Source organism: Burkholderia anthinoferrum (assembly GCF_002925705.1).
GTDB classification, from domain to species: domain Bacteria; phylum Pseudomonadota; class Gammaproteobacteria; order Burkholderiales; family Burkholderiaceae; genus Burkholderia; species Burkholderia semiarida.
On sequence record NZ_LFZP01000052.1, the window covers coordinates 314,413 to 334,339 of the forward strand.

Consider the following 19,927-nt stretch of genomic DNA (forward strand, 5'->3'; position numbering starts at 1 on the left):
ATGGGGGCAACCGCGGATCGCGGGCTTCATCCGAACGACCAGCTAAAAAATCGGCAGCCGGGTCGACACACCGGCTGCCGAACGGCGTACGCGGCCGCTTTCGCCGACGCGCACGCATCGCTTCACGTCAACGTCACCTCAACGAATGATCCGCGTCACGCCCCGCCCGCGCGGATCGGCCATCGCTTCCGGCGTCTTGCCGTCGATCTTGATGACCTGGATGTCGCCGCTGAAATCCTGCCCCTTCAGCGTATAGCCGCGCGCCTCGATCTGCTTCGCGAGTTCGCCTTCGATCGGGTGGTACGGCTCCCAGAAGATCGTGTTCGGCGGCAGCAATTGGTGATGGAATCGCATCGCGCCGACCGCCTCCTTCAACGGCATCTTGAAGTCGTAGATGTTGTTGATCACCTGGAAGATCGACGTGAAGATGCGCGAGCCGCCCGGCGTGCCGATCACGAGCGACACCTTGCCGTCCTTCGTCATGATCGTCGGCGACATCGACGACAGCGGACGCTTCCTCGGTTCGATCGCGTTCGCGTCGCTGCCGACCACGCCGAACATGTTCGCGACACCCGGCTTCGCGGAGAAGTCATCCATCTCGTCGTTCAGCACGATGCCCGTGCCGTCGGCGATCACGCCCGAGCCGAAATAGCCGTTGATCGTGTACGTGTTCGACACCGCGTTGCCCCATTTGTCGACCACCGAGAAGTGCGTCGTTTCGGCCTTCTCCGGCATCGTCGTGCCGAGGCCCGGCTGCACGCTCTTGGTATCCGACGGCTCTTTCGGGTTGACTTCGGCCGCGCGCTTCGCGATGTATGCGTCGTCGGTCAACTGCGCGATCGGCACCTTGTAGAAGTCGGGATCGCCGAGATACTGCGCCCGGTCGGCGAACACGCGCTTCTCGATTTCCGCGACGAGATGGATGTACTGCGGCGAGTTGAGCTTCACGCCCTCGAAGTCCTGCTTGAGATCGGCCTTCATCTTCAGCAACTGCACGAGGCCGATGCCGCCGGAACTCGGGGGCGGCGCGGTGATCACGTCGTAGCCGTTCCACTTCGCCTGCACCGGCTGGCGCCACACCGCGCGGTACTGCGCGAGATCCTCGGTCGTGATCAGCCCGTTGCCGTCGCCGGTCTTCATCGACGCGGCGATCAGCTCGGCCGTCTTGCCCTTGTAGAAACCCTCCGCGCCGCCGTCCGCGATGCGCGTCAGCACGTCGGCGAGATCGGGCTGCTTGAAGTTCGCGCCGGCCTTCAGCCCGGAGAAGTACTTGTCGAAATTGGTCTTGCCGCCGAATTCCTTCGACGCGTCGACGCCGCGCTGCGCCAGTTGCTCATCGACGACGAAGCCGTCGCGCGCATAGTGGATCGCCGGCGCGAGCACCTGCTTCCACTTCAGCTTGCCGAAGCGCTTCTGCGCTTCCCACATGCCCGCCACCGTGCCCGGCACGCCGACCGCGCGCGGGCCGTACAGGCTCATGCCCTTGACGACGTTGCCGTCCTTGTCGAGGTACATGTCCTTCGTCGCAGCGAGCGGCGCGCGCTCGCGGTAATCGATGAAGTACGGCTTGCCGTCCTTGTAGATCGTCATGAAGCCGCCGCCGCCGATGTTGCCGGCTTCCGGGTACGTGACGGCGAGCGTGAACGCGATCGCGACGGCCGCGTCGATCGCATTGCCGCCCTCCTTGAAGATCCGCTCCGCGGCATCCGCGCTGTACTTGTCGGCCACCGCCACCGCGGAACTCGTCAGGACCGCGGGCTGCGGCCCTTTCGCGTAGGCCGGCGCGTTCGGCAGGAAGCCGATGCCGGCCACCGTCGCCAACACGGCGGCGGATGATTTGAAGCGATTCAGCGTAGTCATTGCATGTCCCCCATGTGGATCTCCTTCAGGCAGGAAAAGCACCTGATCCGTGGATGGCCGCCAGCGCGCCGACGGCCATATGCCGGCTTCGTAGTATAGGGGGACAAAAAGGGTCGAACACGTGACGTGCGACGAAAGCGTGCCGATTGCGCGCGCGGTCACGTTGCGGCGCCGCGACGCGCCCGCGAATCGTTCGGCATCGTCGGCGACGCGCGCCGGCGCGCAGTCCACAAAACCGAAAGTTGCGAACCGGGCGGCCGGCCCCGCAGCGGGTGCGAAAAAATCTGCGAACCAGCGGCCCGCTGCACAGTTCGATCTGCGAAGATAGCGCCCCGCGTGCGCGCCGCATCATCGTTTCGTGCACGCGCCGCTTCACGTTTCTTCGTCTCGCTCCCTATGGCATCACACAATGCGCATCACGCATCCGGCTTCGCAGCCGGCGTCGCCGCCGCCATCCTCGTCGCGCAAACCGGCGCGACCGGCCCGTGGCACTCGGGCATGCTTGCCGCGTTCGCGGCGGGCGTCGCGGGCGGCACCGCGCCCGACTGGCTCGAAGTCGCCTGGTGGACCCGCAAGCGCCGGCTGTGGATCACGCATCGCACCATCACGCACTGGGGTATCGGGTGGATTGCGCTGCTCGCGCTCGGGTGGCACGGGCTCGTCCATCATCCGCATCCGACGTGGGCCGCGCCGCTGTTCGGCTTCGCCTGCGGTGGCGTGATGCATCTGCTCGCCGACTGGCCCAATCCGCTCGGCGTACCGTGGATCTGGCGGCGCCATTCGCTGAACCTGTGGAACAGCGGACATTGCGACCTGATCGTCATGGTCGCCGCATGGGGCGGCACGCTGTGGCTCGCGCAGTCGCTGTGGTCGCGTGCGCCGCTGGTCCAACACTGGCTCGGCTGGCTGCATCGCGTCTAGGGACGGTTCGCGCTGGTAACGCACGTTCCCGTGTTTCGGAAAATTCAGCCGTGGGGCTCGCCCCCAAGTTGCAATTCGACACAATTCAGCGCGCGCTCGGCGTGCCGACGGGCACGCAACTTTCCGTCCATTGAAAGCGCGGTGCAGGCCCCCATCTGCATTGGAATGGTCGGTACGCATGCCCCGCACGCCCGCGCGGCGTCTGGCACACTGACGATTCGATTCGCGTGCGATGTGTCCGCACGCTCGCACCCTATTTCAACGCTCCGATGGACGTCACAGCTCCCCACCCCGCCGCCCGTGCGCTCGACGTGTTCCACCCGGCCGTCGCCGCGTGGTTCACGCGCACGTTCGCCGCGCCGACCGGCGCGCAGGCGCTCGCGTGGCCGCACATCAAGGCCGGCCGCTCGACGCTCGTCGCCGCGCCGACCGGCTCGGGCAAGACGCTCACCGCGTTCCTGTGCGCGCTCGACGAGCTGGTGCGCGATGCGCTCGCGCACGACGGCACGCTGCCCGACGCGACGCTGGTCGTCTACGTATCGCCGCTGAAGGCGCTGTCGAACGACATCCACGTGAACCTCGACGCGCCGCTCGCCGGCATCGCCGAATCGCTCGCGCAGCTCGGCCTACCGGTGCCGGCGATCCGCACCGCGGTACGCACCGGCGACACGACGCAGGCCGAGCGCGCCGCGCTGCGCAAGCGCGCGCCGCACATCCTCGTCACGACACCCGAATCGCTGTACGTGCTGCTGTCGTCCACGTCGGGGCGGCAGATGCTGTCGAACGTGCGCTCGGTCATCGTCGACGAAATCCATGCGCTTGCGTCGTCCAAGCGCGGCAGCCATCTCGCGCTGTCGCTCGAGCGCCTCGACGCGCTGGTCGGCCGCGCGCTGCCGCGCATCGGGCTGTCGGCCACGCAAAAGCCGATCGACGCGGTCGCGCGCTTTCTCGTCGGCGGGCCGGCCGACGCGCCGCGCGACTGCGCGATCGTCGACACCGGCCACACGCGCGAGCGCGATCTCGCGCTCGAACTGCCGAACGTGCCGCTCGAACCGGTGATGGCGACCGACGTATGGGAACAGGTGTACGACCGCATCGCCGGGCTCGCGGCCGCGCATCGCACGACGCTGGTGTTCGTCAACACGCGGCGCACGGCCGAGCGCATGGCGCGCCATCTCGCCGACCGGCTCGGCAAGGACGCGATCGCCGCGCATCACGGCAGTCTCGCGAAGGAGCACCGCTTCGACGCCGAGCAGCGCCTGAAGCGCGGCGAACTGAAGCTGCTCGTCGCGACCGCGTCGCTCGAACTCGGCATCGATATCGGCGACGTCGATCTCGTCTGCCAGGTCGGCTCGCCGCGCGGCATCGCGCCGTTCCTGCAGCGCGTCGGCCGCTCGGGGCACCATGTCGGCGGCGTGCCGAAGGGGCGGCTCTTTCCGCTGTCGCGCGACGAGCTGGTGGAATGCGCGGCGCTGCTCGACTGCGTGCAACGCGGCGAACTCGATGCGCTGCGGATTCCGGAAGCGCCGCTCGACGTGCTCGCGCAGCAGATCGTCGCCGAAGTCGCGTGCACGGAGTGGCAGGAGGACGCGCTGTATGCGAGCTTCACGCGCGCCGCGCCGTATGCGCGGCTGACGCGCGAACGCTTCGACGAAGTGATGAAGATGCTCGCCGAGGGATTCACGAGCCGTCGCGGCGTGCGCGGCGCGTACCTGCACCGCGACGTGGTCGGCGGCACGGTGCGCGGCCGCCGCAACGCGATGATGACCGCGACCACCTCCGGCGGCACGATCCCCGACATGGCCGACTACGCGGTGCTGCTCGAACCGCAGGGCATCCAGGTCGGCACCGTCAACGAGGATTTCGCGGTCGAGAGCCTGGCCGGCGACGTGTTCCAGCTCGGCAATCAGTCGTACCGGATCATTCGCGTGGAAACGGGCCGCGTGCGCGTGGAGGACGCGCACGGTCAATCGCCGGGCATTCCGTTCTGGCTCGGCGAAGGACTCGGGCGCAGTGACGAGTTGTCGGCGGCGGTCGGCCGGCTGCGCGCGCGGCTCGACGCGCTGTTCGCCGAAGGCGACCGGCAGGCCGGCGCCGCCGGGCGCAAGCGCGCGGGCGGCAACACGGTGAGCAATGCGAAAGCGGAAGCCGACGCACAAGCCTCAACCGCCACCGCGCTCGCCCCCAGCGACAGCCGCCTCGCGCCCGCATTGCGCTGGCTCGTCGACGATCTCCGGCTGTCGCCCGACGCCGCGCGCCAGATCGCCGACTACCTCGCCCGCACCCGCGCCGCGCTCGGCGCATTGCCGACGCAGGACACGCTCGTGATGGAGCGCTTCTTCGACGAATCGGGCGGCACGCAGCTCGTGATCCATTCGCCGTTCGGCAGCCGGATCAACCGTGCCTGGGGGCTCGCGCTGCGCAAGCGCTTCTGCCGCAGCTTCAACTTCGAACTGCAGGCCGCCGCGACCGACGACGCGATCATCCTGTCGCTGTCGCTCGCGCACAGCTTCGCGCTCGACGAAGTGTGGCGCTACCTGCGTTCGGCCAGCGCCGAACACGTGCTGATCCAGGCGCTGCTCGACGCGCCGATGTTCGGCGTGCGCTGGCGCTGGAACGCGACCACCGCGCTCGCGCTGCCGCGCTTCACCGGCGGCCGGCGCACCGCGCCGCAACTGCAGCGGATGAAGAGCGACGACCTGCTCGCGACGGTGTTCCCCGATCAGGTCGCGTGCCTCGAGAACATCGTCGGCGAACGCGAGATTCCGCATCACCCGCTCGTCGACCAGACGCTCGACGATTGCCTGCACGACGCAATGGACACCGACGGCTGGCTCGCGCTGCTGCGCCGGATCGAAAGCGGCGCGATCGAGCTCGTCGCGCGCGACTTGCCCGCACCGTCGCCGCTCGCGGCCGAGATCCTGAACGCGAAGCCCTACGCGTTCCTCGACGATGCGCCGCTCGAGGAACGCCGCACGCAGGCCGTGCAGTCGCGCCGCTGGAGCGATCCCGAATCGGCCGACGATCTCGGCGCGCTCGACGCCGACGCAATCGACGCGGTGCGCGAGGAAGCGTGGCCGCTCGTGCGCGACGCCGACGAAATGCACGACGCACTGCTCACCCTCGCGTGCGTGACCGACGGCGAGGCACACGCGCACGCGGGCTGGCCCGAGCGACTCGCGGAACTCGCGGAACGCCGCCGCGCGACGAAACTCGCGACGCCGGGCGGTGCCGCGCTGTGGGTGCCGGTCGAGCGGCTCGTCTGCCTGCGCGCGCTGCATCCCGACGCCCGCGCGACACCCACGCTCAAGGTGCCGGCCGCGTGCGCGCAGCCGTGGGAAGCCGATGCGGCGCTCGTCGACGTGATCCGCGCGCGGCTCACCGGCTTCGGGCCGCTGACGCTGGATGCGATCGCCGCGCCGCTCGGCCTGCCGCCCGCGTCGATCGCGACGGCGCTCGCGGCGCTGGAGCGCGAAGGCTACGTGATGCGCGGCCGCTTCACGCCGGGCGCGACGACCGACGAATGGTGCGAACGCCACCTGCTCGCGCGCATTCATCGCTATACGGTGAAGCGGCTGCGCCGCGAGATCGAGCCGGTCGAACGCGCCGATTTCATGCGCTTCCTGTTCCACTGGCAACATCTGGCACCCGACACGCGCGGCGCCGGCCGCGACGCGCTGGCGGCCGTGGTCGAACAGCTCGAAGGCTACGAGGCGGCGGCGAGCGCGTGGGAAGACGCGCTGCTGCCCGCGCGGCTCACCGACTACACGGCGGGCGGCCTCGACGAACTGTGCCGCTCGGGCAAGCTGGTGTGGACGCGCATCGGCGCGCCGGCGCGCGCGGCCGGCACGCCCGTGAAGACGACGCCGATCGTGCTGCTGCCGCGCCGCCATCTCGCTGCATGGCAGGCGCTGCGCGATCCCGATGCGCAACCGACGCTGTCCGCACGCGCCACGCAAGTGCGCGATGCGCTCGCCGCGCATGGCGCGATGTTCTTCGACGCGCTGCTCGACGACTTGCACATGCTGCCCGTCGAACTCGAACAGGCGCTCGGCGAACTCGTGTCGGCCGGCCTCGTGAATGCGGACAGCTACGCGGGCCTGCGCGCGCTGCTGAAGCCGGCCGTCAAGCGCAGCGCGACTTATGCGCCGCGCACGCGGCGCGGCGGCGCACTGATCGGCGGGATGGACGACGCGGGCCGCTGGGCGCTCGTGCAGCGTCATCCGCGGCCCGACGGCGAGGCGCCCGCGGCGAAACGCGGCCTCGCCACGACCGATCCGGACGCGCTCGAACATATCGTATGGACGCTGCTGCGCCGCTACGGCGTCGTGTTCTGGCGATTGCTCGAACGCGAAGCCGACTGGCTGCCGAGCTGGCGCGAACTCGTGCGCGTGCTGCAGCGCCTCGAAGCACGCGGCGAGATTCGCGGCGGACGCTTCGTCGCCGGGCTCGCGGGCGAGCAATTCGCGCTGCCCGAGGCCATCCCGATTCTGCGCGAACTGCGGCGGCAACCGGGCGACGGACAGTACATCTGCGTGACGGGCGCCGATCCGCTGAATCTCGCCGGCACGCTGTTGCCCGGCGACAAGGTACCGGCGCTGGCCGGCAATCGCGTGCTGTTCCGCGACGGCGTGCCCGTCGCATCGCTGGTATCGGGTACGTTCCACTACGCGCCCGACCTGTCGCCCGCCGCGCGCGAGGAGGCGCGCTTGCGGCTCGCGCGTTCCTGCTGACATCGGCTGACACGCACGCGGCACCCGACTACTGATCGCCGCGCCGCGCGGGCACCCTCGTTCGGGTAGCATCGAACGATCGACCGCGCGAACTTCCGCGCGTCGCCCACACAAAACAAGACCTTCCGGAGACTGCCGCTCATGCGTTCGCATGCCGATTCGCCCGCTGCCCGTCACGCGGGTTCGCTGACCATTTTCCAGGGCGCCGCGCTCTATATCGGCGCGGTGCTCGGCACCGGCGTGATCGCGCTCCCCGCGCTCGCCGCCGACGTGGCGGGGCCGGCCTCGCTGCTCGCGTGGGCCGCGCTCGTCGTGCTGTCCGGGCCGCTCGCGGCCACCTTCGCCGCACTCGGCGCGCGCTATCCCGATGCGGGCGGCGTGTCGACCTACGCGCGGCGCGCATTCGGCCCGAAGGCCGCGGCCGTCGTCGGCTGGTGCTTCTATTTCGCGGTGCCGGCCGGCGCGCCGGCCGCGGCAATGTTCGGCGGTGCCTACGTCGCCGCTGTCACGGGCGGCGGACACACGACGATCATCGTCACGGCGGCCGCGCTGATCGCCGTCGTATCGGCCGCGAACGCATTCGGCGTCACCGTGTCGGGCCGCATGCAACTCGTGTTGTCGGCGCTGCTCGTCGCGCTGCTGCTCGCCGCAGTGCTCGCATCCGCGCCGTATGCGCGCACCGCGAACCTGTATCCGTTCGCCCCGCACGGCTGGCTCGCGGTCGGCCAGGCCGCCGCGCTGCTCGTATGGAGCTTCGCCGGCTGGGAAGCGATCACGCATCTCGCGGCCGAATTCCGCCGGCCCGCGCACGACATGCCGCGTTCGGCCGGCATCGCGGTCGTGGTCGTCGGGTTCCTGTATCTGTCGGTCGCCGCCGCGAGCGTGACGGTGCTCGGGCCTTCCGCGGGCGCATCGGGCGCGCCGCTCGCCGAACTGATCGCGGGCGGCATCGGCGGCCATGCGCAGGTGCTCGCGGCGGCCGCCGCGCTGCTGCTCACGCTGGGCACGATGAACGCGTATTTTGCCGGCGCGGCAAAGCTCGGCGCGGCGCTCGGACGCGACGGCGCGCTGCCTGCGTGGCTCGCGCAGGGCAGCCAGGTCGGCGGCGTGCCGCGCCGCAGCCTCGGCGTGATTGCCGCGCTCGCGGCCATCGCGCTGGCCGCCACGACGCTGTCCGACGTCGGGCCGAAGCCGCTCGTGCTCGTGACGTCCGGATGTTTCGTGATGGTGTACGGGCTCGGCGCGGCGGCCGCGCTGAAGCTGCTGCCGCGTGGCGGGATCGCGTACCGCTGCGCGTGGATTTCGCTGATTGCGGTGGCCGGGCTGTTCGTGACGACCGGATGGTATTTCCTGTGCCCGCTGCTGCTCGCGGGCGGCGCGTTGCTGTATCTGCGGATCACCCGAGCGCGTCGATGACCCGGCATGCGCACGCGGGCCGGCGCTCGACAACTCGCCGCGTGAACGATCGCGTCGATCCGGCCGCGCGCCGTTCGTTCGCGCCGCTCAGGCCGGCACGAGCTCGAAGCTGAGCCGTTTGCCGAGCGCGGCGGCCGCGCTCGCGAGCGTCGCCAGCGTGAGGCTCGTGTCGGTTTCGTCGAGCAGCCGGTTGAGCGCGGCGCGGCTGGTTTTCATCCGCGCGGCCATCGCCGTTTTCGTGATGTGCTGCGCCTTCATTTCCTGCCCGATCTGCCACGCGATCACGCGCTTGATCGCGGTGGCGGTGGCCGCTTCGAGGTTGCCGTCCGCTTCGAGGAAGGCGTCGAAATCGCTGCCGATATACGGATTGTTCGTGGTCGTCATGTCGTACTCCTGGTGCATGGCGTTGCCGGCTGCCCGACCGTCGGGGACGGTGCGTTCCGGCGCAACCGGGGAATTCAAATGGCGCGCGTCAGCGTTTTCAGGCGCGCGACGGTGACGTCGAGATCGTCCGACGGCGTGGCCCGCGACTGCTTGAAGAAGCCGTGCAGCAGCACCATCGTGTCGCCGACGACCGTGAACAGCACGCGTGCGCTTCGCCCCGGCACCGTCACGCGGATCTCCCATAGATCCTTCGCCATCTTCCGGACCAGCGGCATGCCGAGCGGCCAGCCGAGTTGAACGGTCTTGATCTCTTCGCCAATCGCCCTTCGCTCCGCTTGCCCGAGCGCGTTGAGCCATTCGCGCACCGGCTCGTTGCCGCGAGCCGTCCGGAAGAACCGCACGCCGAGCGTGACCTGAATCTGCTGTCTCGCCATCGTCTTGTCGTCCATCGTATCAAAAACGGTACGATATGCCAAGCACCCCGATGACGGCTACTGACCGGATGGCCGATCCCGCGGCAACAAGGGAGATCGGGTCCGGCGCGTCGCCAGGCCCGATGGATCAACGCTTGCCGCGAACGGGCTTGCGCGCCGCGCGTGGCGCCCGAGGCGCTCGCGCATCGCCGAACCGCGACCGCGCGATGTCGCGCACCGCATCGATCAGCGTCCGCGCGACGGGCGACGGCTGCGCATCGGTGCGCAGCACGAGCCCGACCGGCTCGTCGGTGCCCGCCGACGGTAGCGGCAGGCGCGCCAGCGCGCCGGCCGACAGATCGTATTCCGCCGCATAGAGCGGCACGAACCAGACCGCGTCGTTCTCGAGCGCCAGCGCGCGCGCGACCGATACCGACAGCACCTCGATGAAGGAATCGAGCGGCGGCGCGCCGCATGCGCCGAGCAGTTGCTCGGCGGACTGGCGGATCAACGTGCCGAACGGCGGCAGCACGACCGGATAGCGTGCGAGCTCGGTGGCCGGCGCCGCGCTCGCGAGCAGCGGATGGCCGGCGCGCACGACCGCGGCGAGCGGCTCGTTGTACAACTGCTCGAACGCGAGCCCGATCATCCGTTCGGGCTCCGACAGCCGCCCGATCGCGCATTCGATCGCCCCGGATTTCAGGCGCTCCAGCAAGTCGGCGTTCGCGGCCGTCGCGATCCGCACGACGATGCGCGGCCAGCGTGCGGTCAGCGCCTTCATCAAGGCCGGCGCGAGCGAGGCCGCGACGGTCGGCAGCATGCCGATTTCCAGCGTCGCGGCGGCGGCGCCGCCCTCGCGTGCCAGCAGTCCGACGCCCTGCCGCAGCGCCAGCACGCACGCGTTCGCGTGCGGCATGAACAGTTGCGCCTCGCGGGTCGGCTGCGCGCCGTGCCGGCCGCGCTCGAACAGCTTCACGCCGAGGATCGTCTCCAGTTCGGCGATCGTCTTCGACACGGCCGGTTGCGTGATCGACAGGCTTTCGGCCGCCTTCTGCACGCCGCCGAGCTGCGCGACCGCGAGAAAACACTGCAGGTGACGGAATTTGACGCGGCCGTCGGCGATACGGTTGTTCATAACGGATGGTTATGCGAATGACGATGAATCGCCATTTTGCATAACTTCCCGGAAAGGCCCAAGCTTTCCGGCGACGTCAGGCATGACGCCGCAGCGCGTGGAATCCGGTCGGCTCCCAGATCCGTTTCGCGATCAGCAGCGCCGTGCCGTGCTTCTGCCCGAGCGGCGCGGACGACGACTCCGCATGCAGCGCCGCCGCCTTGCTGGCAAGCCGCCGCAGTTCCTGTTCGAGCTCCGCGGCGGCAGCATCCGTCAGCATCCCTTGCAGGAACGTCATCGTCTCGCCCGGGCCGTCGAAGCGGCTGCCCAGAAAATCGTCGAGCACGTGCGCATGGAAGTAGCGGCGAATCGGCCCGCCCGGCAGCCAGTCGAAATCGCGCGCGACGCGCACGCGAATCCGGTCGCCGGGCAGCAGCGCGATCACGTTCATCCGGTCGAGCATCAGCAGGTATTTCACGCACTCGGCCTGCGTGAGGCGGTAGGCCGACACGATGTCCTGCACGGTCCAGTAGTTGATCGCGCAAACGGCGACGAGCAGCAGCTTCTCGTCCGACACCAGCAACGCCTCCTGCTGCTCGGTCAGCACGCGCAGGCGCGGCGCGGACGCCGACGCCTCCTGCACGAGCTCGGCGAGCGTATAGCCGAGCAATTGCGCGATCTCCACGACGCGCTCCAGCGTGAAGCGGCCGCTCGCGAACAGCCGCTTCACGCTCGTCTCGGAGACGTCGAGCGCACGCGCGACGTCCCGGTAAGTCATGCCCTGCGCCTTCAACTGGCGCTTCAGCGTTTCGATGAGTTGGGCGGTCTCGGTCATGGCGGTATCGAAAAATGATGCTCGAGGTCGAATATTAGGCCACTCGCGCATCCACATCAGCACTTTTGGTTACTTGTCCGCATAATCCGCTCCGTCCTGTCACGCAACGACGGAGCCGAAATGACCACCCGAATCGACACCGCGGCCTACGAACCGCACCACACCGCACTGCGCGATGCGCGCGGCACCGATCGCGCGATGCCGCTCGCCACCGTGCGCACGCTGGCCGCCGGCGCGCATGTCGGCGATCTGGTGTTCATCCGCGTGCCGGCCGGTGCGCCGGACGCCGCCGCCGGTGCGAACGGTTCGGTCGAAACATCGGGCACTTGGGCCAATCGCTTCGGCATCGTCGTCGATACGTCGGGCGCCGAACCGGTGATCGCCGAGCCGGCGGCGTTCGCGTGGACGAAGCTCACGCCGCTGTCGCGCTTCGTCGCCCGTACCGACGGCGGACGCATCGCACTGGCGCGCCGCGTCGCGGCGGCGTCGGCCGACGCGCAGCGCCACGCGCATGCGCTGGCCGAACAGCGGATCGATGCGCTGCTCGGCAGTCGCTTCAACCCGCGGGCGCGGCGTGGCTTCTGCTCGCGGTACGTGACCGAGGTGCTCGGCGCCGGCCACGCGGCGACACCCGCGGCCCTGCTGCGCAGCGGCGCGCTGGCGCTCGAATTCGACGGGATCGTGCTCGATCCCGGCCGTCCATGACGACGGGCACGCTCGGGGAGACCGGATAACAACGAGAACGAACGACAAAAAACAGTGACGGGCTGGCTGGAGGGCCGTGCACGGGGTCGTCGCCGACGACGCGAAGCCCGATCGCTTTTTTCCGCCGGACAGGCTTTCTGTCCGGCGGAATTTTCATTGTGGGGAAGTACATAACGAACCGTTATGCGATTCGCGAAAAAAGGTCATTTTGCATAACTTTCCGGATTGGCTAAAGTCGTGCCATCCACTTCGCGAAAAAACCTGACAGGAGACGCCCGATGGATTCCCCCACGATCCTCACGCCGCGCGACTGGCCGTCGCATCCGGCCTATGTTCACCCCGAGTACCGTTCGTCCGTGAAGCGCGGCCCGACCCGCCCGCTGATTCCGCTGAAGGAGAAGCTGCGCGACCAGTACGCGCCCGTCTACGGCGCGGAAGATCTCGGCGCGCTCGACCACGACCTGACGAAGAACGCCGTGAAGAACGGCGAGCCGCTGGGCGAGCGGATGGTCGTCACCGGTCGCGTGCTCGACGAAGGCGGCAAGCCCGTGCGCAATACGCTCGTCGAGGTGTGGCAAGCCAACGCGGCCGGCCGCTACGTGCACAAGGTCGACCAGCACGACGCGCCGCTCGATCCGAACTTCCTCGGCGCCGGCCGCTGCCTGACCGACGACGAAGGCCGCTACCGCTTCCTGACGATCAAGCCCGGCGCGTATCCGTGGGGCAACCATCCGAACGCGTGGCGCCCGAATCACATCCACTTCTCGCTGTTCGGCGATTACTTCGGCTCGCGTCTCGTCACGCAGATGTACTTCCCCGGCGATCCGCTGCTCGCGTACGACCCGATCTTCCAGGGCACGCCGGAAGCCGCGCGCGAGCGCCTGATCTCGCGCTTCTCGATGGACATTACCGAAGAAGGCTATGCGCTCGGCTACGAATTCGACATCGTGCTGCGCGGCCGCGACGCCACCCCGATGGAGCGCTGAACCATGACGACGCTGAAGCAAACCCCTTCGCAGACGGTCGGCCCGTACTTCGCGTACGGCCTGTGTCCGCAGCAATACGGCTACGACCTGAAAAGCCTGTTCACGCCGACGATCGCTGCCGCGCACGCCGAAGGCGAGCATGTGCTGCTGGTCGGGCAGGTATTCGACGGCGACGGCAACGTCGTGGGCGACGCGGTGCTCGAATTCACGCAGGTGGACGCCGCCGGCCGCTACCCCGCGTCGCGCGACGACGTCGCGAAATCCGGCTTCACGGGCTTCGCGCGGGTCGGCACGGGCACCGATCCGCAGCAGCGCTTCGTCGTCGAGACGGTGAAGCCGGGCCGCCTCGCCGCAGACGAGGCGCCGCACATCAACGTGACGGTGATGATGCGCGGCATCCTCACGCATGCGTTCACCCGCGTGTACTTCGACGACGAAGCCGCCGCGAACGCGGTCGACCCCGTGCTGAACGCGGTGCCGGCGGAGCGCCGCGCGACGCTCGTCGCGAAACGCGACGCGCAGCCGGGCCGCCCGGTCGTCTACCGCTTCGACATCCGCATGCAGGGGCCGGAAGAAACCGTATTCTTCGACGTTTGACGCATGCGGCAGGCTTCGCCTGCCACCGCACCGCCGTGTGGCGCGATACCGACCGGCATCGCGCCACACGGCGTTTTGGGCCGCCTTCGATGATGCGCCGCGTCGTGATGCACGGTGGCTGCGGACGCCTGGCGTCATTGGCTTCCCGTGCCGAGATCGAACATGCGATCGAAACGCATGCTGCGACAGCACATCAATCATGTGGGCGACACGATATCGTTTGCGCGTTATGCGGCGTATGCTTCGTTATCTGCAACGAGCCGACAGAATTGAATCGTACGAAGAAACAATGACAGGGATGATGCGCGACGCTGCCCGGCAGGCGGCCCGCGCATTTTTTCAGACAGAGTGCCTTTGAACGCGTCTGGCCGAAGTTGGCGGACGCGTATTTTTTTGGCGCGGCGGCCCACGCAAGCGCGTGGCCTGTGCCGAATCCTAGCGACGAATCTCCAGATAACGGCTCGGCGTGTCGCCCAGAATGCGGCGAAACGCCGACGTGAACGCGCTCGCGCTCGCATAGCCGAGATCGAGCGCGACGCGCGTCACCGGCTGCCCGTCGGTCAGGCGGGCAATCGCCGCGAGCATGCACACCTGCTGGCGCCACGCGGCGAAACTCACACCCGTCTGCGCACGGAACTGCCGCGTGAACGTGCGCCGGCTCACGCCCGCGTCGGCCGCGACGCGGTCGAGATCAGCCGCGATCGACGGCGCCGCGAACAGGTGCCGGCACACCTTCGCCAGCCGCGCGTCGGCCGGCAGCGGCGCATGCAGCGACAGGCGCGGCATCGTCGCGATTTCCGCAACCAGCAGATCCATCAGCTTGCCCGCGCGACCGTCGACGTCGTACATGGCCGGCAAATCGATCGCATCGTCGATCAGTTGCCGCAGCAGCGGCGACACGCCATACACGCCGCACTGGGTGGGCAGCCCGGCCGCCTGCGCGGCGTCGACGGTCACGAATGCGTTGAGCATCGTGACCGGCCCGGTCATCGTCATTTCGTGCCGCACGCCGGCCGGCACCCAGCACGCGCGCTGCGGCGGCACCAGCCATCGGCCGTGCGGCGTCGACACGCTGATCGTGCCGCGCGACGCGAACGCGAATTGCCCGCGCACGTGCGCGTGCTCCGGAAACGTCATGCCCGCCGCAAAGTCGTTGGCGGTCACGACCACGCTCCGGGGAATGTGTTCGTAAGGATCTAGCAGCGTATTTCTCACGGCCCGAATTCCATCATCAATGACCCGATATCGAAGGCGGGTCGCCTTCGAACGATCTACGATCCGCTCCACCGTTGCGCGACCTCTCGGCCGCAACACCCGCCGGCCGGATCGGCCGGCGGGCAACCTCATCGGAGCGGACATGCCGAATACGTTTCATCGCGTGGGGGACGGCCCCCACCCTGTTCTCGTGCTGCACGGCTGGTTCGGCGACGCCCGCGCGTTCGAACCTCTCGAGGCGTGGCTGTCGCGCGAGCACTTCAGCTATGTCTTCATGGACTACCGAGGCTACGGCCGCATGCGCGACGCCCGCGGCAACTACACGATCGACGAGATCGCCGCCGACACGCTCGCGCTCGCCGACGCGCTCAGCTTCCCGACCTTCAGTCTGGTCGGCCATTCGATGGGCGGCATGGCGATCGAGAAGATCGCCGCCCTCGCGCCCGACCGCGTGCGCGCGCTGGTGCCGATCGCGCCCGTCCCGTGCGGCGGTCTGCCGTTCGACGCCGCGCGACGCGCGCTATTCGAGCGCGCTGCCGACCACCTCGCCGATCGCCGCACCATCATCGACCGCAGCACCGGCAACCGGCTGCCCGCCGCCTGGATCGAGTGGAAAGCCGCGTATTCGGCCGCCTGTTCGTCGGCGCGGGCATTCGGCGCGTACTTCCGCGCGTGGGCCGATACGGATTTCAGCGGAGACATCACGGGCATCCATCCGGTCAAGGTACTGATCGGCGAGCACGATCCGGCGTTCGACGCGGCGCTGATGGCCCGCACCTATCTGCGACGCTATCCGCTCGCCAGCGTCGACGTGCTGCGCAACGCGGGCCACTATCCGATGAACGAAACCCCGCTCGCACTGGTCGCGGCGATGGAAGCATTCCTGCTCGCCGCAACGGCCCGCCCCGTCGCGATCGGCTGACCGGCCGCGCGCCGGCGGCATCGTCGCGGCACGCATCAGCGCAGCATGAACGACATCGCCGACAGGCTGTTCAGCGTGCGCACCGTGTGCTCGACCGATGGCCCGTCGAAGCGCAGCGTCACCGCATCGACGCGTTCGAGCGACGGCAGCACGCAGAACAGGTCGGCGAGCGCGGCCGTCTGCACGCGCAGCGTGCACGCGGCCGGCGCGGGCCGATGCGCGCCGGCGCGCACGCCGGCCGACAGCGCCCGCGCGACCGCTTCGCGCGCCGCGGCCGCGATGCGCGCGCACGACGCGGACGGCGTGAGCGTCTCGCCGCTCGATGCGCCGCCGGCCGTCTTGACCGTCTCGAAACGCGCGTCCGGAAACAGCGGCTGCGTTTCGTCGGCGAATACGTCGTCGCCGGTCGCGAGCGCGACGTGCGCGCCGTATTCCCGCGCCAGCGCGCCGTACAGCCCGGCTTCGCCGAGCTCGACGCCGTTCAGCCACACCTGCGTGAATGCAAAGCTGTTGATCGTGTGCGCGAGCACGCCGCGCGTCTGCGATTTCGCGTGATAGCCGATCATGAATACGAGATCGGGCTGCTGTTCGAGGCCCGTCATCATGCCGAGCGTACGCGGCTTGCCGAGCACGACACGCGCCCGCGCATCGAGCCCGTCGGGCAGCAGGTTGCGAAAGCCGCCGTGCGAGTCGTTGACCCAGACGGCCTGCGCGCCGCCAGCGAACGCACCTTCGATCGCCGCGTTCGCCTCGGCGGTCATCCAGCGGCGTGCGCGTTCGTATTCCGGATTGCCGGCACGCGTCTGCTCGGCGGCGAATACGCCGGCGACACCCTCGATGTCGGTCGAGATCAGGATCTTCATGACTGGGTCGGATGCCCTTCGTTATCTTCGTTGAACAAGCGGTCGAGATCGGGCACCGCGTCGCGCAGCGATTGCCGCACGTGGCCGTCTCGTCCGGCGACCGTCACCGCCTGCAGCAACGCGTCGGCGATCGCGTGCTCGACGCTTTCGGCCGCGGCCATGAACAGCGGATCGAGCGCCGCATCGGCGACGAGGGCCGGCAGCGCGATCGTCGACGCGTCATGCGCAATCGTGTACGCGGTCGAGAAGGCAAGCGCGATGTCGCCGCTGCCATGCCCGTAGACGGAGCCCGTACGGGCCAGTCCGGCCCCCGCGCGGCGCGCGAGCCGCGACAGTTGCCGCGCGTCGAGCGGCGCATCGGTGGCCAGCAGCAGGATGATCGAGCCCTGCTCGGGCGGCGCAGCGTGCGCGTCTTCGGCCGCGCGCCGTTGCGCGACGATGCGCCCGAGCGGCACGCCGCCGAGCGTCAGCATCGACAGCCGGCCGAAATTCGCGAGCACGAGCGCGCCCACCGTATACGGCCGGCCGGCCGCGACGGCCACGCGCGACGCGGAACCGATCCCGCCTTTCAGGTCGAAGCACGACATCCCGCGCCCGGCGCCCACCGCGCCGCGTGCGACGTCCCGCGATGCCGCGCGGCACGCGTCGTCGTAATGCGCGGCGGTGACCGCGAAGGCCTGGATGTCGTTCAGGTAACCGTCGTTGCACTCGAACACGAGCGGATTGACGGTCGGCCAGTCGCGGCCGATCCGCGGATTCGCCGCGATCGCCGCGCGAATCTGCGCATGGGCGACCGCGCCGACGCCGAACGTATTGGTCAGCGCGATCGGCGTATCGAGCGTGCCGAGTTCGTCGACCTGCACGAGCCCGACGCTCTTGCCGAAACCGTTGATCACGGCCGCCCCGGCCGGCACCTTGGCGCGGTACACGTCGCCCGGATGCGGCTTTACGACGGTCACGCCCGTCTGCACGCTGCCGGCATCGAGCGTGCAATGGCCGACGGTCACGCCCGGCACGTCGGCGATCGTGCCGCGCGGCCCGGCCGGCAGCGTCGCCGCCCACATCGATGCAGCCCGCATCAACGGCGCTCCAGCTTCGGGTCGAGCGCGTCGCGCAGCCCGTCGCCGAGCAGGTTGAACGCGAGCACGGTGAGGAAAATCGCGAGGCTCGGGAACACCGCGATGTGCGGCGCCGTCACCATGTCCGCGCGCGCCTCGTTGAGCATCGCGCCCCACTCCGGCGTCGGCGGCTGCGCGCCGAGCCCGAGGAACGACAGGCTCGCGGCCGTGATGATCGACGTGCCGATGCGCATCGTGAAGTAGACGACGACCGACGACACGGTGCCCGGCAGGATGTGCCGCATGATGATCGTCCAGTCCGATGCGCCGATGCTGCGCGCGGCCTCGACGTAGGTCATGTGCTTGAGCATCAGCGTGTTGCCGCGCACGAGCCGCGCGAACGCCGGAATGCTGAAGATCGCGACCGCGCAGATCACGTTGATCATCCCGTTGCCGAGGATCGCGACCACGCCGATCGCGAGCAGGATGCCCGGGAACGCGAACAGCACGTCGGCCACGCGCATCGTGATGCGGTCCCACCAGCCTTCGTAATAGCCGGCAAGCAGCCCGAAGAACGTGCCGATCACCGCGCCGAGCGCCACCGAGAAGAAGCCGGCCGCGAGCGAGATGCGCGTGCCCGCGACGATCCGGCTGAAGATGTCGCGGCCGAGCGAGTCGACGCCGAACCAGTGCACGGCCGACGGCCCCGCGTTCAGCGCGTCGTAGTCGAAATAGTTTTCCGGATCGAACGGCACGATGTGCGGGCCGACGAACGCGAGCACGACGAGCGCCAGCACGAAGCCGCCCGCGACGAGCGCGATGGTCTGCTTGCGGAACTTGCGCCAGAATTCGCGCCACGGCGTGCGGATCGCGGTCGGTGCGGCCGGCGCCGCGGGCTGGACAGTCGCGTTCATGCGCGCCTCACTTGAACCGGATGGTCGGGTTGATGACCGCGTACAGCACGTCGACGGTCAGGTTGATCAGGATGAATTCCAGCGAGAACAGCAGGACGATCGCCTGGATCACCGGGTAGTCGCGCATCGTCACCGCGTCGACGAGCAGGCGCCCGAGCCCCGGCCAGTTGAACACGGCCTCGACGACGATCGAGCCGCCGAGCAGGAAGCCGAACTGCAGCCCCATCATCGTGACGACCGGGATCATCGCGTTGCGCAGGCAGTGCTTGAGCACGACCATCGGCTCGTGCACGCCCTTCGCGCGCGCGGTGCGCACGAAATCCTCGTTCAGCACCTCGACGAACGACGCGCGCGTGAAGCGCGCCATCACCGCCGCGACCGCGGCGCCGAGCGTCAGCGACGGCAGCACGTAGCTCTTCCACGTGCCGTCCGGCACGACCGGCAGCCAGCCGAGCTTCACCGAGAAGATCTCCATCAGCAGCATGCCGAGCGCGAACGCGGGAAACGAGATGCCCGACACCGCGAGCGTCATCCCGAGTCGGTCGGGCCAGCGATTGCGCCAGACCGCCGACGCAATGCCGATCGCCATGCCGAACAGCGTGGACCACACCATGCTGACGAGCGTGAGCAGCAGCGTCGGCATGAAGCGCTCGCCGATCTCGGTCGACACCGGCCGCTTGCTGCGCGTCGACACACCGAAATCGCCGTGCGCGATCTTCGCGAAGAAGCGCGCGAATTGCGCGGGCAGCGGCCGGTCGAGCCCGAGATCGGCGCGCACGAGCGCGACGGTCGCCTCGTCGGCTTCGGGGCCGGCCGCGAGCCGCGCCGGGTCGCCCGGCAGCAGATGCACGAACAGGAACACCAGCACCGCGACGATCGCGAGCGTGGGCAGCAGGCCGAACAGGCGTTTGACGAGGAAATTCAGCATGGGACACCGATCGAATCAGCGCACCGGCGGCTTACGCCGCCGGCACTGCGTGGCGGGCAAGCC

General features: G+C 69.1%; 17 protein-coding genes. 7 read left to right on the plus strand and 10 right to left on the minus strand.

The window, feature by feature from the left end; genetic code table 11:
• Positions 1-138 precede the first annotated feature (138 nt).
• On the minus strand, positions 139-1,860 hold the full coding sequence (ggt, locus tag C5F75_RS24050) for a gamma-glutamyltransferase (RefSeq protein ID WP_059582231.1): 1,722 nt from the start codon (positions 1,858-1,860) through the stop codon (positions 139-141).
• A 396-nt stretch (positions 1,861-2,256) separates the two neighbouring features.
• Between ggt and C5F75_RS24060 the strand changes: the two genes are divergently transcribed.
• From C5F75_RS24060 to C5F75_RS24075, 3 genes are all read left to right on the plus strand, one after another.
• On the plus strand, positions 2,257-2,781 hold the full coding sequence (locus C5F75_RS24060) for a metal-dependent hydrolase (RefSeq protein WP_104012819.1): 525 nt from the start codon (positions 2,257-2,259) through the stop codon (positions 2,779-2,781).
• A 269-nt stretch (positions 2,782-3,050) separates the two neighbouring features.
• Positions 3,051-7,514: a DEAD/DEAH box helicase gene (locus tag C5F75_RS24070; protein ID WP_104012820.1), complete on the plus strand. Its 4,464-nt coding sequence runs from the start codon at positions 3,051-3,053 to the stop codon at positions 7,512-7,514.
• A gap of 141 nt (positions 7,515-7,655) precedes the next feature.
• Positions 7,656-8,930: an APC family permease gene (locus C5F75_RS24075; RefSeq protein WP_104012821.1), complete on the plus strand. Its 1,275-nt coding sequence runs from the start codon at positions 7,656-7,658 to the stop codon at positions 8,928-8,930.
• Between the two features lie 87 nt (positions 8,931-9,017).
• Here C5F75_RS24075 and C5F75_RS24080 read toward each other — a convergent pair whose 3' ends face one another.
• From C5F75_RS24080 to C5F75_RS24095, 4 genes are all read right to left on the minus strand, one after another.
• Positions 9,018-9,314 carry an XRE family transcriptional regulator gene (locus C5F75_RS24080; protein ID WP_006479223.1) on the minus strand — a complete coding sequence of 99 codons (297 nt, stop codon included), beginning with the start codon at positions 9,312-9,314 and terminating at the stop codon, positions 9,018-9,020.
• 74 nt (positions 9,315-9,388) lie between these two features.
• Positions 9,389-9,748: a type II toxin-antitoxin system RelE/ParE family toxin gene (locus C5F75_RS24085; RefSeq protein WP_104012886.1), complete on the minus strand. Its 360-nt coding sequence runs from the start codon at positions 9,746-9,748 to the stop codon at positions 9,389-9,391.
• 127 nt (positions 9,749-9,875) lie between these two features.
• Complete coding sequence (pcaQ, locus tag C5F75_RS24090) at positions 9,876-10,862, minus strand: pca operon transcription factor PcaQ (RefSeq protein WP_059639344.1); 987 nt, start codon at positions 10,860-10,862, stop codon at positions 9,876-9,878.
• 76 nt (positions 10,863-10,938) lie between these two features.
• On the minus strand, positions 10,939-11,676 hold the full coding sequence (locus C5F75_RS24095) for a helix-turn-helix domain-containing protein (protein ID WP_059582244.1): 738 nt from the start codon (positions 11,674-11,676) through the stop codon (positions 10,939-10,941).
• A 120-nt stretch (positions 11,677-11,796) separates the two neighbouring features.
• On the opposite strand from C5F75_RS24095, the gene C5F75_RS24100 reads away from it, so the two are divergent.
• The 3 genes from C5F75_RS24100 to pcaG all read left to right on the plus strand — a co-directional run bounded on the left by C5F75_RS24100 (position 11,797) and on the right by pcaG (position 13,964).
• Positions 11,797-12,381 carry a YiiX/YebB-like N1pC/P60 family cysteine hydrolase gene (locus C5F75_RS24100; RefSeq protein ID WP_059639342.1) on the plus strand — a complete coding sequence of 195 codons (585 nt, stop codon included), beginning with the start codon at positions 11,797-11,799 and terminating at the stop codon, positions 12,379-12,381.
• A gap of 278 nt (positions 12,382-12,659) precedes the next feature.
• On the plus strand, positions 12,660-13,367 hold the full coding sequence (gene pcaH / locus C5F75_RS24105) for a protocatechuate 3,4-dioxygenase subunit beta (RefSeq protein WP_011547893.1): 708 nt from the start codon (positions 12,660-12,662) through the stop codon (positions 13,365-13,367).
• Positions 13,368-13,370: 3 nt separating this feature from the next.
• Positions 13,371-13,964, plus strand: coding sequence for a protocatechuate 3,4-dioxygenase subunit alpha (pcaG, locus tag C5F75_RS24110; RefSeq protein ID WP_059639340.1), 594 nt, complete (start codon positions 13,371-13,373; stop codon positions 13,962-13,964).
• Between the two features lie 435 nt (positions 13,965-14,399).
• Here the strand turns inward: pcaG and C5F75_RS24115 are convergent, their stop codons facing one another.
• Entirely contained in the window at positions 14,400-15,179 is a 780-nt protein-coding gene (locus C5F75_RS24115; protein WP_060311081.1) for an AraC family transcriptional regulator, read from the minus strand.
• A gap of 142 nt (positions 15,180-15,321) precedes the next feature.
• Here C5F75_RS24115 and C5F75_RS24120 point away from each other — a divergent pair, with 142 nt between their 5' ends.
• Entirely contained in the window at positions 15,322-16,101 is a 780-nt protein-coding gene (locus C5F75_RS24120; RefSeq protein ID WP_099317357.1) for an alpha/beta fold hydrolase, read from the plus strand.
• 35 nt (positions 16,102-16,136) lie between these two features.
• Here the strand turns inward: C5F75_RS24120 and C5F75_RS24125 are convergent, their stop codons facing one another.
• Genes C5F75_RS24125 through gsiC form a run of 4 tightly spaced genes read right to left on the minus strand, consistent with a single transcriptional unit; the run spans position 16,137 to position 19,864 of the window.
• The gene (locus C5F75_RS24125; protein ID WP_104012822.1) at positions 16,137-16,964 is read right to left on the minus strand and encodes a M55 family metallopeptidase; all 828 of its coding nucleotides are present in this window, start codon (positions 16,962-16,964) and stop codon (positions 16,137-16,139) included.
• Entirely contained in the window at positions 16,961-18,043 is a 1,083-nt protein-coding gene (locus tag C5F75_RS24130) for a DmpA family aminopeptidase (RefSeq protein WP_104012823.1), read from the minus strand. The genes C5F75_RS24125 and C5F75_RS24130 overlap by 4 nt, the downstream gene beginning before the upstream one ends.
• Positions 18,043-18,936: a glutathione ABC transporter permease GsiD gene (gsiD, locus tag C5F75_RS24135; RefSeq protein WP_059582264.1), complete on the minus strand. Its 894-nt coding sequence runs from the start codon at positions 18,934-18,936 to the stop codon at positions 18,043-18,045. Before gsiD ends, C5F75_RS24130 begins: the two co-directional genes overlap by 1 nt.
• 7 nt (positions 18,937-18,943) lie before the next feature.
• Entirely contained in the window at positions 18,944-19,864 is a 921-nt protein-coding gene (gene gsiC, locus C5F75_RS24140; RefSeq protein ID WP_059582267.1) for a glutathione ABC transporter permease GsiC, read from the minus strand.
• Between the last annotated feature and the right edge of the window lie 63 nt (positions 19,865-19,927).

Bases quoted from the DNA above. Each gene is read 5' to 3' on its own strand.
- C5F75_RS24060 (WP_104012819.1), top strand. From the start codon at position 2,257: ATGGCATCACACAATGCGCATCACGCATCCGGCTTCGCAGCCGGCGTC.
- ggt (WP_059582231.1), bottom strand. From the start codon at position 1,860: ATGACTACGCTGAATCGCTTCAAATCATCCGCCGCCGTGTTGGCGACG.
- pcaH (WP_011547893.1), top strand. From the start codon at position 12,660: ATGGATTCCCCCACGATCCTCACGCCGCGCGACTGGCCGTCGCATCCG.
- C5F75_RS24080 (WP_006479223.1), bottom strand. From the start codon at position 9,314: ATGACGACCACGAACAATCCGTATATCGGCAGCGATTTCGACGCCTTC.
- C5F75_RS24085 (WP_104012886.1), bottom strand. From the start codon at position 9,748: ATGGCGAGACAGCAGATTCAGGTCACGCTCGGCGTGCGGTTCTTCCGG.
- pcaQ (WP_059639344.1), bottom strand. From the start codon at position 10,862: ATGAACAACCGTATCGCCGACGGCCGCGTCAAATTCCGTCACCTGCAG.
- C5F75_RS24125 (WP_104012822.1), bottom strand. From the start codon at position 16,964: ATGAAGATCCTGATCTCGACCGACATCGAGGGTGTCGCCGGCGTATTC.
- C5F75_RS24095 (WP_059582244.1), bottom strand. From the start codon at position 11,676: ATGACCGAGACCGCCCAACTCATCGAAACGCTGAAGCGCCAGTTGAAG.
- C5F75_RS24075 (WP_104012821.1), top strand. From the start codon at position 7,656: ATGCGTTCGCATGCCGATTCGCCCGCTGCCCGTCACGCGGGTTCGCTG.
- C5F75_RS24130 (WP_104012823.1), bottom strand. From the start codon at position 18,043: ATGCGGGCTGCATCGATGTGGGCGGCGACGCTGCCGGCCGGGCCGCGC.
- gsiD (WP_059582264.1), bottom strand. From the start codon at position 18,936: ATGAACGCGACTGTCCAGCCCGCGGCGCCGGCCGCACCGACCGCGATC.
- C5F75_RS24120 (WP_099317357.1), top strand. From the start codon at position 15,322: ATGCCGAATACGTTTCATCGCGTGGGGGACGGCCCCCACCCTGTTCTC.
- gsiC (WP_059582267.1), bottom strand. From the start codon at position 19,864: ATGCTGAATTTCCTCGTCAAACGCCTGTTCGGCCTGCTGCCCACGCTC.
- pcaG (WP_059639340.1), top strand. From the start codon at position 13,371: ATGACGACGCTGAAGCAAACCCCTTCGCAGACGGTCGGCCCGTACTTC.
- C5F75_RS24100 (WP_059639342.1), top strand. From the start codon at position 11,797: ATGACCACCCGAATCGACACCGCGGCCTACGAACCGCACCACACCGCA.
- C5F75_RS24070 (WP_104012820.1), top strand. From the start codon at position 3,051: ATGGACGTCACAGCTCCCCACCCCGCCGCCCGTGCGCTCGACGTGTTC.